We start from the raw sequence: 14,357 nt of genomic DNA on the forward strand, positions 1-14,357 counted from the left end.
CCGCCGCCGCGCGTGGTCTACTACGAGCCGGCACCGGTCTACGAATATCGCGTGGTGGAGCCCCGCCCGGTGTATTACGGCCCGCCGCCCGGCGCCTACTACTACGGCCCCCCCCCGCGCTGGTAAGGACCCAAGAAAAAACCCGCCTCTCGGCGGGTTTTTTCTTGGCTAAACGCCCTAGACCACCTGGCGCCGACGCAGGACGTCGAGGATCTGCTGGACCCCCTCCTCCACCGACAGCTGCTCGGTGTCGATCACCAGATCGGCATCTTCCGGGGCATCGTAGGCGAAGGAGATACCCGGAATGTTGTCGCCACCGGCGGCGTAGAGCCCCTGGGGATCGCGCTCGGCGCAGGCCTTGGGCGACGCCTTGACGTGTACGGTCAGCAGACGCTCGGCACCGATCAGCGCCTGGGCCTGGGCACGGCCCTCGGCATCCGGCGCGACAAAGGCCGCCAGAGCGATCAGACCCGCTTCGTTGAACTGGCGGGCCACCTGGGCGGCACGCAACCAGTTCTCGCGACGCCCGGCGCGATCCTGGGGCAGCCCCTTGTTCAGGTCGTGGCGCAGATTCTGACCGTCCAGCACGAAGACCGCGCGACCGGCATCGAACAGGCGACGCTCCAGGGCATAGGCCAGGGTGGTCTTGCCGGCGCCGGAGAGACCGGTGAAGAGCACGGTGCTGGGCTGCTGACCGAAACGCGCGGCCCGCTCGCCATTGCCGACGTGCAGCTGGTGCGCGCCCTGGCCATGGCCACCCCGGCCCACCGGGTCGGCGATGATCATGCCGGCACCGACGGTGCCATTGGTCAGGCGATCGATGACGATGAAGGCGCCGGTGGTGCGGTTGACGCCATAGCCATCCAGCGCGATGGACGCATCGAGAGCCACCTTGACCCGGGCGATCTCGTTGAGCTTGAGCTCGCTGGCGGCGCCACGTTCCAGGGTGTTGACGTCCACCGTGTGCACGATGCTCGGCAGCGAGCCGGGCACGTAGCTGGTGGCGCGCTTGATGTCGTACTTCTTGCCGGGCCGCATGGGTTCTTCGGCCATCCACACCAGCATGGCCTCGAAGCTGTCGGTGACCTGGGGACGGTTGTCGGCATGTACCAGGACGTCGCCGCGGGAGATGTCGATCTCGTCTTCCATGGTCAGGGTCACCGCCTGGCCGGGTCCGGCCTGCTCCAGCTCGCCTTCGTAGGTGACGATGGACTTGATGCGACTGCCCTTGCCCGACGGCAGGACCACCACGGCATCGCCTTTGGTGACCACGCCCGAAGCCAGGGTCCCGGCGAAGCCGCGGAAGTTGAGATTGGGCCGGTTGACGTACTGCACCGGGAAGCGCAGGTCGTCGAGATTGCGATCGGCGGCGATCTCCACGGTCTCGAGGATTTCCATCAGCGGCTTGCCGCTGTACCAGGGCGTCTGCTCGCTGCGATTCACCACGTTGTCGCCCTTGAGCGCCGACATGGGGACGAAGTGGATGTCCTTGGCGTTGAGGTCGATGCGCTGGGCGAAGGCCAGGTAGTCGTCCTTGATGCGCTCGAACACCGCCTCGTCGAAGCCCAGCAGGTCCATCTTGTTGATGGCGACCACGATGTGCTTGATGCCCAGCAGCGAGGCGATGTAGCTGTGCCGGCGAGTCTGGGTCTGGATGCCGTGACGGGCGTCGACCAGGATGATCGCCAGGTCGCAGGTGGAGGCCCCGGTGGCCATGTTGCGGGTGTACTGCTCATGGCCGGGGGTATCGGCGATGATGAACTTGCGCTTGGCGGTGGAGAAGTAGCGGTAGGCCACGTCGATGGTGATGCCCTGCTCGCGCTCGGCCTGCAGACCGTCCACCAGCAGCGCCAGATCGACCTCTTCGCCGGTGGTGCCGACCTTCTTGGAATCGCGGGTGATGGCTTCCAGGTGATCCTCGTAGATCATCTTGGAATCGTGCAGCAGGCGCCCGATCAGGGTGCTCTTGCCGTCGTCGACGTTGCCGCAGGTAAGGAAGCGCAGCAGCTCCTTGCGTTCGTGCTGTGCGAGGTAGGCCAGGATGTCCTGGCCGATCAGATCGGATTGGTGCGACATCTTAGAAATACCCCTGACGTTTCTTCTCTTCCATGGACCCGGCGCCATCGTGGTCGATGACCCGGCCCTGGCGTTCGGAGGTGCGGGTGAGCAGCATCTCCTGGATGATGTCCGTCAGCGTGGTCGCCTGGGACTCCACCGCGCCGGTCAGGGGGTAGCAGCCAAGGGTACGGAAGCGCACCTGGCGCTTGTGGATGCGGGCCTTCTCCTCGGACGAGAGGTGCTCGAGGATACGGTCGTCGTCGATCATGAGCAGGGTGCCGTTCTTCTCGATCACCTCGCGCTCGGCGGCGAAGTACAGCGGCACGATCGGGATGCCTTCGAGGTAGATGTACTGCCAGATGTCCAGCTCGGTCCAGTTCGACAGCGGGAAGACGCGAATCGACTCGCCCTTGTTGGTCTTGCCGTTGTAGATGTTCCACAACTCGGGACGCTGGTTCTTGGGATCCCAGCGGTGCTTGCTGTCCCGGAAGGAGTAGACGCGCTCCTTGGCGCGGGACTTCTCCTCGTCGCGGCGGGCACCGCCGAAGGCGGCGTCGAAGCCGTACTTGTCCAGCGCCTGCTTGAGGCCCTGGGTCTTCATGATGTCGGTGTGCTTGGCACTGCCATGGGTGAAGGGATTGATGCCCTGGGCGACCCCTTCCGGATTCTTGTGCACCAGCAGATCGAGGCCCATGTCGGCGACCATGCGATCGCGGAATTCATACATGGCCTGGAATTTCCAGCCGGTGTCCACGTGGAGTACCGGGAACGGCAGCTTGCCGGGAAAGAAGGCCTTGCGGGCCAGGTGCAGCATCACGGCCGAATCCTTGCCGATGGAATACAGCATGACCGGATTGTCGAACTCGGCGGCCACTTCACGGATGATGTGGATGCTTTCCGCCTCAAGCTGTTTGAGGTGCGTCTGTTTGTCGAGCATGGCTACTCACGATTGCAGAAAGGTGGCCTAGGAGAGGTCCGTTGCGGCATCCAGTCGACTGGACACACCGGACAGAGCGGGCCGTGGACGAACCTCAACCTTACCATAGGCAACGGTTATGGCCCGCCAGGCTATTTAGAACCAGAAGTTCTATGCTTATGACGCTCAGGCGGGATTGTCGCAGTCGATGAAGAGGTGCTGGATACCCAGCTGCGCAGCCAGATGGTCGCCCAGCGCCTGCACCCCATAGCGCTCGGTGGCATGGTGGCCGGCGGCGAAGAAACTCACCCCGTTCTCGCGAGCGCTGTGCACCGTCTGCTCGGATACCTCGCCGGTCAGGTAGGCATCCACTCCGGCGGCGATGGCCTGGTCGATGTAGCCTTGGGCGCCCCCGGTGCACCAGGCCAGGCGCCGGATCGAGCGCCCGCCGTCGACCACCAGCGGCTCGCGCTGCAGCACGTCCGCCACCTGCCGACCGAAGTCCCCGGCGGATTGCGCCTGCGGCAACTCGCCCTGCCAGATCAGCCCCTTGGCATCCCCTGGCAGCGGCCGGATATCCTGCAGCCCCAGGCGGCGTCCCAGCTGGACGTTGTTGCCCACCTCGGGATGGACATCCAGGGGCAGGTGGTAGGCCAGCAGGCTGATGTCATGGCTCAGCAGCGTCTTGATCCGCCGGTGCTTCATGCCGATGAGGCGGGCGTCCTCGTTTTTCCAGAAATAGCCATGGTGCACCAGGATGGCATCGGCACCGGCGGCGACGGCGGCGTCCAGCAGCTGCTGGGAAGCCGTAACGCCACTGACCAGCAGGCGCACCTGCTCGCGGCCCTGGACCTGCAGGCCGTTGGGGCAATAATCCTGGATCCGGGCCGATTCCAGGTAGCGGTCGGCGGTCTCTACCAGTTGCTCAAGGGACAGGGTCACGTGCGGCTTACCTCCTCGTTGGCGGCGCCAGCGTGTCTTCGGCTGGCGCCGCTCCTTATAATGGCCGCCAGCTTATCCGGCGCACCCCGGGTGGACAAATTCAAGGATGTGATCGATGTACAAGGCTTTGCGTTATCTCGGCTGGCCCGTGCTGTGCGGTCTGCTCGTTGCAGCCCTGATCATGCAGCGCTATCCCCAGTGGCTCGGCCTGCCCGCCCAGCCGCCGCTGTTCGAGGCCGCCCAGGCGCCCGCCAGTTCGCGCCAGGAGGGACCGGTTTCCTACGCCGACGCGGCCAGTCGCGCCGCGCCCGCGGTGGTGTCGTTGCGCTCGACCAAGGCGGCCAAGCCGGGCAAGGCCGGAGATACGGCCAGCGATCGCAAAGGCGCGACCAAGCCGGTGGAAGAACTCAGCCTGGGTTCCGCCGTGCTGATGAGCCATGACGGCTATCTGCTGACCAACAACCACGTGACCCTGGACGCCGAGTCCATCGTGGTGGCGCTGGCCGACGGCCGCCAGACCCTGGCCAAGCTGATCGGCAGCGATCCCGCCACGGACCTCGCCGTACTGAAGATCGACCTGCCCAATCTGCCGGCCATCTCGGTGGGCGATTCGAGCGCCATCCGCATCGGTGACGTGGTGCTGGCCATCGGCAACCCCTTTGGCGTCGGCCAGACGGTGACCATGGGCATCATCAGCGCCACCGGTCGCAACCAGCTGGGTCTCAATACCTACGAGGACTTCATCCAAACCGATGCGGCGATCAACCTGGGCAATTCCGGCGGGGCGCTGGTGGACGCCAGCGGCAATCTGATCGGCATCAACACCGCCATCCTCTCCGGCGGCTCCCAGGGCATCGGCTTCGCCATCCCGATCAAGCTGGCCATGGAGGTCATGCGCTCGATCATCCAGCATGGCCAGGTCATCCGTGGCTGGCTGGGCGTGGCGGTGGAGGTGATCACCCCGGAACTGGTCAAGACCTATAGCCTCAAGGTCGATCAGGGCATCGTGGTGACGGACATAGATCCCGATGGACCGGCGCACAAGGGCGGTCTGCGCGCCGGCGATGTACTGGTCAAGCTGGCGGGCCAACCGATCAAGGATGGCCGGCTGGCGATGAACCAGATCGCCCGCAAGCAACCCGGCGACAGCATCCCCATCGAGGTGCGGCGCCAGGACAAGACGGTGCAGGTCAAGGTCACCGTCGGGCTGCGCCCCCTGATGGAAAAGGCGCGCTAGCCATGGGCGTCTCTCAGAGGGTATCGAGGGCCGCGATCAACGCCTGATTCTGCGCCGGCGTACCGATGGTGATGCGCAGGAAGTCGGCGATGCGTTCGGGTCGGCTGAAGTGGCGCACGATGACGCCATGCTCGCGCAAGCCCGCGGCCAGCACCGCCCCGCCCTTCTGCACATGACGGGCGAAGATGAAGTTGGCGGCCGAGGGCAGGACCTCGAAGCCGCGCGCCAGCAATTCGCCCACCAGCGCTTCACGACTCTCGATCACCTGCCGACAGGTCTCGTCGAAATAGGCGCGATCCTCGAAGGCCGCGGTCGCGCCGGCCAGGGCCAGGCGATCCAGCGGATAGGAGTTGAAGCTGTTCTTGATCCGCTCCAGGGCCTCCATCAGCGGCGCCTGGCCCATGGCCAGGCCAACGCGCAAGCCGGCCAGGGAGCGGGACTTGGACAGCGTCTGGGTCACCACCAGGTTGGGATGGCGCTCGATCAGGGCGACTGCCGACTCCGCCCCGAAGTCGACGTAGGCCTCGTCCACCACCACCACCGAGGTCGGATTGCCGGCGACGATGCGCTCGATGGCGTCCAGCGCCAGGGCGCTGCCAGTCGGCGCATTGGGGTTGGGGAAGATGATGCCGCCATTGGGCCGCAGATAGTCCTCGGGGACGATCTGGAAATCCTCGTCCAGCGCTGGCGTCTCGAAGGCGATGTCGTAGAGGCCGCAATAGACCGGATAGAAGCTGTAGCTGATGTCCGGGAACAGCACGGGTCGGCCATGGCCGAACAGGCCCAGGAAGATGTGCGCCAACACCTCGTCCGAGCCGTTGCCGACAAAGACCTGGTCGCTCTGGATGCCGTAGTAGCGAGCGACGGCATCCTTGAGCGCCTGGCCGTTGGGATCGGGATAGAGACGCAGGTCGTCGGTGGCAGCGGCGCGGATGGCGTCCAGCGCCCGCGGTGATGGACCGTAGGGATTCTCGTTGGTGTTGAGCTTGACCAGGTTGGTCAGCTTGGGCTGCTCACCCGGGACATAGGGCACCAGGTTCTTGACGAAGGGACTCCAGAGTTCGCTCATGCCTGCTCCTCCTGAATGCGGTATTCGGCGCTGCGGGCGTGGGCGGTCAGGGACTCGCCACGCGCCAGGACCGAGGCGACCCGGCCCAGCGCGGAAGCGCCGGCGGCCGAGCAGTGGATGATCGAGGAGCGCTTCTGGAAGTCGTACACGCCCAGGGGCGAGGAGAAGCGCGCGGTGCCCGAGGTCGGCAGCACATGGTTGGGACCGGCGCAGTAGTCGCCCAGGGCCTCGGCGGTGTAGCGCCCCATGAAGATGGCGCCGGCATGGCGGATCTCGGGCAGCCACTGCTCGGGCTCGGCGACGGACAGCTCCAGGTGCTCGGGGGCGATGCGGTTGGCCACCTCGATGGCCTGGGCCATGTCGGTGACCTGGATCAGGGCACCCCGCCCTTCCAGCGAGGCACGGATGATGTCGGCGCGCTCCATCTCCGGCAGCAGGCGGGCGATGCTGGCCGCTACGGCGTCGAGGAAGGCGCCGTCCGGACTGACCAGGATGGCCTGGGCGTCTTCGTCGTGCTCGGCTTGGGAGAACAGGTCCATGGCGATCCAGTCGGGATCGGTCTGGCCGTCGCAGACCACCAGGATCTCCGACGGGCCGGCGATCATGTCGATGCCTACCTTGCCGAACACGTGGCGCTTGGCGGTGGCGACATAGATGTTGCCGGGGCCGACGATCTTGTCCACCGGCGGCACGCTTTCGGTGCCATAGGCCAGGGCGGCCACGGCCTGGGCGCCGCCGATGGTGAAGACGCGATCGACACCGGCCAGGGCGGCGGCGGCCAGCACCAGTTCGTTGACCTCGCCGCGGGGCGTGGGCACCACCATGACCACTTCCTTTACGCCGGCGACCTTGGCGGGGATGGCGTTCATCAGCACCGAGGAGGGATAGGAGGCCTTGCCCCCCGGCACATAGAGCCCGGCACGATCCAGCGGGGTGACCTGCTGGCCGAGCACGGTGCCGTCGGCCTCCTGGTACTGCCAGGAATCCTGGCGCTGCTTTTCGTGATAACGACGAACGCGCTCGGCGGCGGCTTCCAGCGCGGTGCGCTGCTCCGGCGTGATGCGGGTCAGGGCTTCTTCCAGACGCGCGCGCGGCAGGATGAGATCGCTCATGGCGGTCGCCTCGACGGCATCGAAGCGCCGGGTGTATTCGAGCAGCGCGGCGTCGCCCTGGTGGCGCACGTCGGCGATGATCGCCAGGACCCGCTGGTTGATGTCGGCGTCGGACACCCCTTCCCAGCTCAGCAGATGATCCAGATGCTCGGCGAAATCCGGAGCGGCGGCGGCAAGTCGGCGGATGGCGAGCGGAGCGGTCATGGCGGATCCTCTTCAGGAGAGCGAAAGGGGCGCCCGAGAGTAACAGCCGGTTCCGTGTGGGCGCCCGACAATTTGGCTATGGCACGGATAGGCGAAGCTGGAGGGATGGAAGCAGCCTTGACCGGCATTCGGCATGCCGGCCAGGACGTAGAGCCTGTTCAAAGTCTCGCGAGCTAGAGACAAACAAGGCAAAAATGGCTGAGGAAGCGGAGTTTACGAGTGGTAAATGAGCATTCCGAAGCCATTTTTAACGCAGTTTGGCCGACGCGCAGCAGGCTTTGAACAGGTTCTCAGGCGCCGCGCGCCTCGACGGCGTGTCTCAGGGTCTCGATGAGGGCCTGGATACGGCCATGCTGCATCTTCATCGAGGCCTTGTTGACGATCAAGCGCGAGCTGATATGGGCGATCAGCTCCTGGGGTTCGAGTCCGTTGGCCTTGAGGGTATTGCCGGTGTCGACCACGTCGATGATCTTGTCGGCCAGCCCCACGAGCGGTGCAAGCTCCATGGAGCCGTACAGCTTGATGATGTCGACCTGACGACCCTGCTCGGCATAGTAGCGCTTGGCGACATTGACGAACTTGGTCGCCACCCGCAGCCGGCCACGCGGCGCCGGAGCGCCCACGGCGCCCGCGGTCATCAGTTTGCAGCGGGCGATGCGCAGGTCCAGCGGCTCATAGAGACCATCGCCGCCGTATTCCATCAGCACGTCCTTGCCGGCCACGCCCAGGTCCGCGGCGCCATGTTCCACATAGGTGGGCACGTCGGTGGCGCGGACGATGAGCAGGCGCACATCGTCCTGGGTGGTCGGGATGATGAGCTTGCGGCTCTTGTCCGGATTCTCGGTCGGGGCGATCCCCGCCGCCGCCAGCAGCGGCAGGGTATCGTCGAGGATACGGCCCTTGGACAGGGCGATGGTCAGCATCGGAGGTCCTTACTTGGGCGTGCGACGGATCTTGGCGCCGAGCAGCTGGAATTTCTCCTCGATGCATTCGTAGCCGCGGTCGATGTGGTAGATGCGATCGATCAGGGTATCGCCTTCGGCTACCAGGGCGGCGATGACCAGGCTCGCCGAGGCGCGCAGGTCGGTCGCCATGACCGGGGCGGCCTTGAGGCTGGGCACGCCGGTGACGATGGCGGCATTGCCTTCGATGGCGATGTTGGCGCCCATGCGTACCATCTCGTGAACGTGCATGAAGCGGTTCTCGAAGATGGTCTCGACCACGGTACCGGTGCCTTCGGCGACGGCGTTCATGGAGATGAACTGGGCCTGCATGTCGGTGGGGAACGCCGGATAGGGCGCCGTGCGGATGTTGACCGCGCGGGGGCGATTGCCCTTCATGTCCAGCTCGATCCAGTTGCTGCCGGTGGCGATGTGGGCACCGGCCTCTTCCAGCTTGGCCAGCACGGCCTCGAGGATGGTCGGATCGGTATCCTTGAGCTTGACGCGGCCGCGGGTGGCAGCGGCGGCAACCAGGTAGCTGCCAGTCTCGATGCGGTCCGGCAGCACCGAATAGGTGGCCCCACCGAGGCGCTCGACGCCTTCCACGGTGATGGTGTCGGTACCGGCGCCCTGGATGTTGGCACCCATGGCGATCAGGCAGTTGGCCAGATCGACGACTTCGGGTTCGCGAGCGGCGTTCTGGATCACGCTGCGGCCCTTGGCCAGGGTGGCGGCCATCAGCACGTTCTCGGTACCGGTCACGCTGACGGTATCGAAATAGTAGTGGGCACCGCGCAGGCCGCCGGCCGGCGCCTTGGCCTTGATGTAGCCGCCTTCGACGGTGATCTTGGCGCCCATGGCCTCCAGGCCACGCAGGTGCAGATCGACCGGACGCGAACCGATGGCGCAACCGCCGGGCAGGGCGACTTCCGCCTCGCCGAAGCGGGCGACCATCGGGCCCAGCACCAGGATCGAGGCGCGCATGGTCTTGACCAGCTCATAGGGCGCGACCAAGGTCTTGATGCTGGAGGCATCCACCTCGACGTTGAGCTTTTCACCGATCACCGGCTGGACGCCCATACGACCGAACAGCTCGATCATGGTGGTGATGTCGTGCAGGTGCGGCAGGTTGGCGATGGTCACCGGAGTGTCGGCGAGCAGGGTCGCGGCCAGGATCGGCAGGGCCGAATTCTTGGCCCCGGAAATGCGAATTTCACCGTTCAGGCAGTTGCCGCCGGTAATGATCAGTTTGTCCATAGCGAGTTCTCGGCGCTGCGAATCAGGCGCGTTCGGCCCAGGCAGCACGGGTGAAGAATTTCATGGTGACAGCATGGATGCTGCCATCGGCGATCTGCGGCTGGAGGTGGGAGTAGACCTGCTGCTGACGCTTGACCGGGCTGAGTGCCTGGAGCTCGTCGCTGATCAGGTAGAGCTGGAAGTTGCAGCCCTCGCCTTCCACTTCGACCTGGGTATCGGCCAGTTTTGCCTCCAGGAGGCTTTTGACTTCTTGGGCCTGCATGGCGGCACCTCGGCAATCTAGTACAGCCGGCGATCATACAAAAAAACCGGCTGTACGGCGACTGCGATGACCGTTAGCCGTGAGCGTCGTCCGCCAGGGGCAGCAACTCCAGGGCATCCGAGACCTCGGCGATCTGCCGCAACTCGGAGGGCAGACCGGCGATGGTCAGCGGGCGCCCCGCGACCTGGGCATCGCGCAGCCAGGCCAGCAACAGCGCCAATCCGGCGCTGTTGGAGCGTTCTATGCCAGCGCAGTCGAGCACCAGCGGCCCACTGCCCTGACCGATCAGTGCCCGGCCCTGCTCACGCAGGGCCGGCACATTGGCGTGATCGAGCACGCCCGACAGCTGCAGTCGAGCGCCCTCGCCGGTGATGGCGGCGCGACTCACGAACCGACCTTGGCCTTCTGGGCCTCGGGAGAGTCCTTGGCCTTGGCCACGGTGCCCGCCCAGTTGTTGATGGTCTTGTCCAGGTCGTTGCCGTTCTCCTGCATCGCCTGGGCGAACTGGTCACGGAACAGCTTGCCGAGGTTCAGGCCGTTGATGATGACGTTACGGACCTTCCAGTCCTCGCCCTGCTTGACCATGCTGTACTGCACGGGATACACGGCGCCATTGTTGCCCTTGACCTCCATGCCCACGCTGGTGCGGTCGGGACCGTCGGACGGACCTTCAGGCAGCACGCGGATACCCTGGTTGTTGTACTCCAGCAGCGCATTGCCATAGAACTGCATCAGGCTGCGCTTGAAGTTTTCCTGGAAGCGCGCCATCTGCTCGGGCGAGGCACTGCGGCTATAGCGCACGGTCATGATGCTGCGCGAGATGCCTTCGGCATCCACCACCGGGCCGAGGATGTTGTTGAGCGACTCGTAGAAGGCTTCCGGGCTGCTGCGATACCGGTCGCGATTGGTCTCGAGGTCGCTGAGCAGCGTGCTGGTGGTCTGCTGGATGACGTCATGGGCCGAGGGCGCCGCCTGGGACACCAGCGGCAGCAGGGCCAGGATCGCGATCACTCCGTGACGAAGTAGCTTGAGCATGGAGAAGCCTCTCATCATTTATTGGCGGAAGAGTCTTTATTGACCGAGTTGAGCAGGAATTTGCCAATCAGGTCTTCGAGAACCAGCGAGGATTGTGTATCTCGAATGGTCGAACCCTCCTTGAGCACCTGCTCGTCACCGCCCACGCTGATGCCGATGTACTTCTCACCAAGCAGGCCGGCGGTCAGGATCGAGGCGATGGAGTCGGTCGGCAGGTTGTCCACCTGCTTGTCGATCTGCATGGTGACCCGACCGCGGTAGCTGTTGCGGTCGAGATCGATGGCGGTGACCTTGCCGATGGTCACGCCCGACATGGTCACCCGCGATCTCACGGTGAGACCGGCGATGTTGTCGAAGTAGGCGTAGACCTTGTAGGTATCGTGGTGGTCGCTCATCGTCAGACCGCTTACCCGCAGTGCCAGCAGCAGCAGTGCGAGCACGCCGGCCAGCAGGAAGAGTCCGACACCGATTTCCTGGGTGCGGGTTTGCATCAGAGATCTCCAAACATCAGGGCGGTAAGAATGAAGTCGAGGCCGAGCACGGCGAGCGACGCATAGACGACGGTACGGGTAGTGGCGCGACCGATGCCTTCGGAGGTCGGCTCGCAGTCATACCCCTGGAAGACGGCGACCCAGGTCACCACGAAGGCGAACACCAGGCTCTTGACCACGCCATTGAGCACGTCGCTGAGCATCACGCTGTTCTGCATGGTGGCCCAGAAGGAGCCGTCGTAGACACCGAGCCAGTCGATGGCGACCATGGCCGCGCCCCAGATGCCCACCACGTTGAACATGGCGGCCAGCAGGGGCATGGAAATGAAACCGGCCCAGAAACGCGGCGCGACGATGTACTTGAGCGGATCCACGCCGATCATTTCCAGGCTGGACAGCTGCTCGGTGGATTTCATGTTGCCGATCTCGGCGGTCAAGGCGGAACCCGCCCGGCCGGCGAACAGCAGCGCGGTCACCACCGGGCCAAGTTCGCGCAGCAGGGTCAGGGCCACCATCTGCCCCACGGCCTGCTCGGAACCGTACTTGACCAGGATGTTGTAGCCCTGCAGGGCGATCACCATACCGATGAAGAAGCCCGACACCACAATGATCGGCAGCGACATCACGCCCACCGAATAGAGTTGCTTGCCCAGCAGCTGCAGGCCGTTGCCCACGCCACCGCGACCGAACACCGCCAGCAGCAGGACGATCACCGAGCGGCCGATGGCCGCCACGACGTCCAGCCCGGCTCGGCCCAGCCGACGAATCCGCTCCACGGCGGAGACCTTACGCATCAGTGTTTCCCCAGCAAGGCATCGCGCAGATCCGGCGCGGCATAGTGGAAGGGTACCGGGCCATCGGGGATGCCCTGCATGAACTGGCGAACCCGCGGATCCGGCGATTCGCGCAATTCCTTCGGCGTGCCCTGCCCCAGCACCTTGGTGTCGCCCACCACATAGAGGTAGTCGGCGATGCTGGCGGTCTCGGCCAGGTCGTGGGAGACCACGATGCTGGTCAATCCAAGGGCTTGGTTGAGCAGGCGGATCAAGCGCACCAGCACGCCCATGGCGATGGGGTCCTGGCCGACGAAGGGCTCGTCGTACATGAGGATCTGCGGATCCAGGGCAATGGCCCGCGCCAGGGCGACCCGGCGCTTCATGCCACCCGACAGTTCGTCCGGCATCAGTTCGACGGCGCCACGCAACCCCACCGCCTGCAACTTGAGCAGGACGATGTCGCGGATCATTTCCTCGGGCAGCTTGGTGTGCACGCGCAGCGGAAAGGCCACGTTCTCGAACACATCGAGGTCGGTGAACAACGCGCCACTCTGGAACAGCACGCCCATCTGCCGGCGCATCTCGAACAGTTCGCCGCGGGACAGCTGCGGCAGATTGGCGCCATTGACCCAGATCTCGCCGCTGCTCGGCCGCAACTGGGCGGCGATGAGACGCAATAGAGTGGTCTTGCCACTGCCGGACGGTCCCATGATCCCGGTGACCTTGCCCCGCGGGATGCGGATATCGACGCGGTCGTAGATGAGACGCGTGCCGCGCTTGAAGGAAACACCCTTCAACTCCACGGCGTACGGGCTATCGACGGTCATCAAGACTCCTAACGTTCAACTCTGTGCAGGGAGACGCCGCTCCGCCGCTTCAGGGCACGCGGCTCTTGCGTTCGGCGGCCCCGGCAAAAGGGCGGCACTATAGCATTCGTTGCCGATGAGACTTCCAAGCTGCAGGCGGCGTTGCTGAGTGTCGCGGCTTTGCGCATATAATTTCCGATTGTCCCGTCACCTGCCTTCTGACCCATGCCCGACTCAATAGATTTCATCGCTTCCGCCAAGCGCACCATAGATGTAGAGCGAGTGGCCGTGGCCGCCCTGGGCGAACGCATCGACGCAAGCTTTGCCGCCGCCTGTCGCCACCTGCTCGCCTGCCGTGGGCGTATCGTGGTCCTGGGCATGGGCAAATCCGGGCATGTCGGCAACAAGATCGCCGCGACCCTGGCCAGCACCGGCAGCCCGGCCTTCTTCGTGCATCCGGCCGAAGCCAGCCATGGCGACATGGGCATGATCACCCGCGATGACGTCATCATCGCCATCTCCCAGTCGGGCACCTCCAGTGAGATCCTGACCCTGCTGCCGCTGATCAAGCGCCTGGGCGTCCCTTTGATCAGCTTTGCCGGCAATCCCGCCTCGCCGCTGGCCAAGGCCGCGGACGTCAACCTGGACACCAGCGTCGCCACCGAGGCCTGCCCGCTCAATCTGGCACCCACCTCCTCCACCACCGTCGCCCTGGTGCTGGGCGATGCCCTGGCCATCGCCCTGCTCGAGGCCCGTGGCTTCACCGCCGAGGACTTCGCCTTTTCCCACCCGGGCGGCGCCCTGGGCCGGCGCCTGCTGCTCAAGGTGGAAAACGTCATGCATGCCGGCGCCGACCTGCCGCAGGTCGGCGAAGACACCCTGGTGTCCGATGCCTTGCTGGAGATGTCGCGCAAGGGGCTGGGCATGACCAGCGTGCTCGCCGCCGATGGCCGTCTCGCCGGCATCTTCACCGACGGCGATCTGCGTCGTGCCCTGGATCGCGGCATCGATGTGCGCACCACGCCCATCGCAACCGTGATGACCCGCGGTGGTCGAACCGCCAGGGCGCCGATGCTCGCGGCCGAGGCGTTGAAGATCATGGAGGAGCACAAGATCAACGCGCTCGTGGTGATCGATGACGAACGGCGCCCGATCGGTGCCCTCAACATGGGTGACCTGCTACGCGCCGGGGTGCTGTAGGCCGGGTTATACTGCCCGACTAATACGCTGCACTCTCGTGTTCAACCCGCC

15 protein-coding genes are annotated in these 14,357 nt (G+C 65.1%); 2 read left to right on the forward strand and 13 right to left on the reverse strand.

Features of this window, described 5'->3' with window-relative positions; translation table 11 throughout:
* Positions 1 to 177: 177 nt before the first annotated feature.
* The 3 genes from cysN to AX284_RS04105 form a co-directional block, all read right to left on the reverse strand.
* The gene (gene cysN, locus AX284_RS04095; protein WP_068383729.1) at positions 178 to 2,076 is read right to left on the reverse strand and encodes a sulfate adenylyltransferase subunit CysN; all 1,899 of its coding nucleotides are present in this window, start codon (positions 2,074 to 2,076) and stop codon (positions 178 to 180) included.
* A 1-nt stretch (position 2,077) separates the two neighbouring features.
* Entirely contained in the window at positions 2,078 to 2,995 is a 918-nt protein-coding gene (gene cysD / locus AX284_RS04100; RefSeq protein ID WP_017639063.1) for a sulfate adenylyltransferase subunit CysD, read from the reverse strand.
* A 165-nt stretch (positions 2,996 to 3,160) separates the two neighbouring features.
* On the reverse strand, positions 3,161 to 3,916 hold the full coding sequence (locus tag AX284_RS04105) for a Nif3-like dinuclear metal center hexameric protein (protein WP_068383731.1): 756 nt from the start codon (positions 3,914 to 3,916) through the stop codon (positions 3,161 to 3,163).
* Positions 3,917 to 4,031: 115 nt separating this feature from the next.
* Here AX284_RS04105 and AX284_RS04110 point away from each other — a divergent pair, with 115 nt between their 5' ends.
* Entirely contained in the window at positions 4,032 to 5,153 is a 1,122-nt protein-coding gene (locus AX284_RS04110; protein WP_017639065.1) for a S1C family serine protease, read from the forward strand.
* 13 nt (positions 5,154 to 5,166) lie between these two features.
* On the opposite strand, the gene hisC is transcribed toward AX284_RS04110, so the two are convergent.
* The 10 genes from hisC to AX284_RS04160 all read right to left on the reverse strand — a co-directional run bounded on the left by hisC (position 5,167) and on the right by AX284_RS04160 (position 13,127).
* Positions 5,167 to 6,222, reverse strand: a complete 1,056-nt coding sequence (hisC, locus tag AX284_RS04115) for a histidinol-phosphate transaminase (protein WP_017639066.1) — start codon at positions 6,220 to 6,222, stop codon at positions 5,167 to 5,169.
* A complete protein-coding gene (hisD, locus tag AX284_RS04120) occupies positions 6,219 to 7,538 on the reverse strand; it encodes a histidinol dehydrogenase (RefSeq protein ID WP_017639067.1) in 1,320 nt (439 codons plus the stop codon). Before hisD ends, hisC begins: the two co-directional genes overlap by 4 nt.
* A 290-nt stretch (positions 7,539 to 7,828) precedes the next feature.
* On the reverse strand, positions 7,829 to 8,461 hold the full coding sequence (gene hisG / locus AX284_RS04125; RefSeq protein ID WP_007159506.1) for an ATP phosphoribosyltransferase: 633 nt from the start codon (positions 8,459 to 8,461) through the stop codon (positions 7,829 to 7,831).
* A gap of 9 nt (positions 8,462 to 8,470) precedes the next feature.
* The gene (gene murA, locus AX284_RS04130) at positions 8,471 to 9,736 is read right to left on the reverse strand and encodes a UDP-N-acetylglucosamine 1-carboxyvinyltransferase (protein WP_017640061.1); all 1,266 of its coding nucleotides are present in this window, start codon (positions 9,734 to 9,736) and stop codon (positions 8,471 to 8,473) included.
* Positions 9,737 to 9,758: 22 nt separating this feature from the next.
* Positions 9,759 to 9,998, reverse strand: coding sequence for a BolA family protein (locus tag AX284_RS04135; protein WP_007159508.1), 240 nt, complete (start codon positions 9,996 to 9,998; stop codon positions 9,759 to 9,761).
* A 73-nt stretch (positions 9,999 to 10,071) separates the two neighbouring features.
* On the reverse strand, positions 10,072 to 10,386 hold the full coding sequence (locus AX284_RS04140) for an STAS domain-containing protein (protein ID WP_064306770.1): 315 nt from the start codon (positions 10,384 to 10,386) through the stop codon (positions 10,072 to 10,074).
* Entirely contained in the window at positions 10,383 to 11,033 is a 651-nt protein-coding gene (locus tag AX284_RS04145; protein WP_068383732.1) for an MlaC/ttg2D family ABC transporter substrate-binding protein, read from the reverse strand. Before AX284_RS04145 ends, AX284_RS04140 begins: the two co-directional genes overlap by 4 nt.
* A 14-nt stretch (positions 11,034 to 11,047) precedes the next feature.
* Positions 11,048 to 11,524, reverse strand: coding sequence for an outer membrane lipid asymmetry maintenance protein MlaD (mlaD, locus tag AX284_RS04150; protein WP_007159511.1), 477 nt, complete (start codon positions 11,522 to 11,524; stop codon positions 11,048 to 11,050).
* Entirely contained in the window at positions 11,524 to 12,318 is a 795-nt protein-coding gene (gene mlaE, locus AX284_RS04155; RefSeq protein WP_017640058.1) for a lipid asymmetry maintenance ABC transporter permease subunit MlaE, read from the reverse strand. Before mlaE ends, mlaD begins: the two co-directional genes overlap by 1 nt.
* Positions 12,318 to 13,127: an ATP-binding cassette domain-containing protein gene (locus tag AX284_RS04160; RefSeq protein ID WP_017640057.1), complete on the reverse strand. Its 810-nt coding sequence runs from the start codon at positions 13,125 to 13,127 to the stop codon at positions 12,318 to 12,320. The genes mlaE and AX284_RS04160 overlap by 1 nt, the downstream gene beginning before the upstream one ends.
* Before the next feature lie 204 nt (positions 13,128 to 13,331).
* Here AX284_RS04160 and AX284_RS04165 point away from each other — a divergent pair, with 204 nt between their 5' ends.
* The gene (locus tag AX284_RS04165; RefSeq protein ID WP_068383733.1) at positions 13,332 to 14,306 is read left to right on the forward strand and encodes a KpsF/GutQ family sugar-phosphate isomerase; all 975 of its coding nucleotides are present in this window, start codon (positions 13,332 to 13,334) and stop codon (positions 14,304 to 14,306) included.
* The last annotated feature ends 51 nt before the right edge of the window (positions 14,307 to 14,357 follow it).

The organism is Pseudomonas sp. HUK17 (genome assembly GCF_001566765.1).

What these genes read in the sequence shown, in the direction of transcription:
- cysN (WP_068383729.1), bottom strand. Translation starts at nt 2,076, where the DNA reads ATGTCGCACCAATCCGATCTGATCGGCCAGGACATCCTGGCCTACCTC.
- cysD (WP_017639063.1), bottom strand. Translation starts at nt 2,995, where the DNA reads ATGCTCGACAAACAGACGCACCTCAAACAGCTTGAGGCGGAAAGCATC.
- AX284_RS04110 (WP_017639065.1), top strand. Translation starts at nt 4,032, where the DNA reads ATGTACAAGGCTTTGCGTTATCTCGGCTGGCCCGTGCTGTGCGGTCTG.
- hisC (WP_017639066.1), bottom strand. Translation starts at nt 6,222, where the DNA reads ATGAGCGAACTCTGGAGTCCCTTCGTCAAGAACCTGGTGCCCTATGTC.
- hisD (WP_017639067.1), bottom strand. Translation starts at nt 7,538, where the DNA reads ATGACCGCTCCGCTCGCCATCCGCCGACTTGCCGCCGCCGCTCCGGAT.
- hisG (WP_007159506.1), bottom strand. Translation starts at nt 8,461, where the DNA reads ATGCTGACCATCGCCCTGTCCAAGGGCCGTATCCTCGACGATACCCTG.
- murA (WP_017640061.1), bottom strand. Translation starts at nt 9,736, where the DNA reads ATGGACAAACTGATCATTACCGGCGGCAACTGCCTGAACGGTGAAATT.
- AX284_RS04135 (WP_007159508.1), bottom strand. Translation starts at nt 9,998, where the DNA reads ATGCAGGCCCAAGAAGTCAAAAGCCTCCTGGAGGCAAAACTGGCCGAT.
- AX284_RS04145 (WP_068383732.1), bottom strand. Translation starts at nt 11,033, where the DNA reads ATGCTCAAGCTACTTCGTCACGGAGTGATCGCGATCCTGGCCCTGCTG.
- mlaD (WP_007159511.1), bottom strand. Translation starts at nt 11,524, where the DNA reads ATGCAAACCCGCACCCAGGAAATCGGTGTCGGACTCTTCCTGCTGGCC.
- mlaE (WP_017640058.1), bottom strand. Translation starts at nt 12,318, where the DNA reads ATGCGTAAGGTCTCCGCCGTGGAGCGGATTCGTCGGCTGGGCCGAGCC.
- AX284_RS04160 (WP_017640057.1), bottom strand. Translation starts at nt 13,127, where the DNA reads ATGACCGTCGATAGCCCGTACGCCGTGGAGTTGAAGGGTGTTTCCTTC.
- AX284_RS04165 (WP_068383733.1), top strand. Translation starts at nt 13,332, where the DNA reads ATGCCCGACTCAATAGATTTCATCGCTTCCGCCAAGCGCACCATAGAT.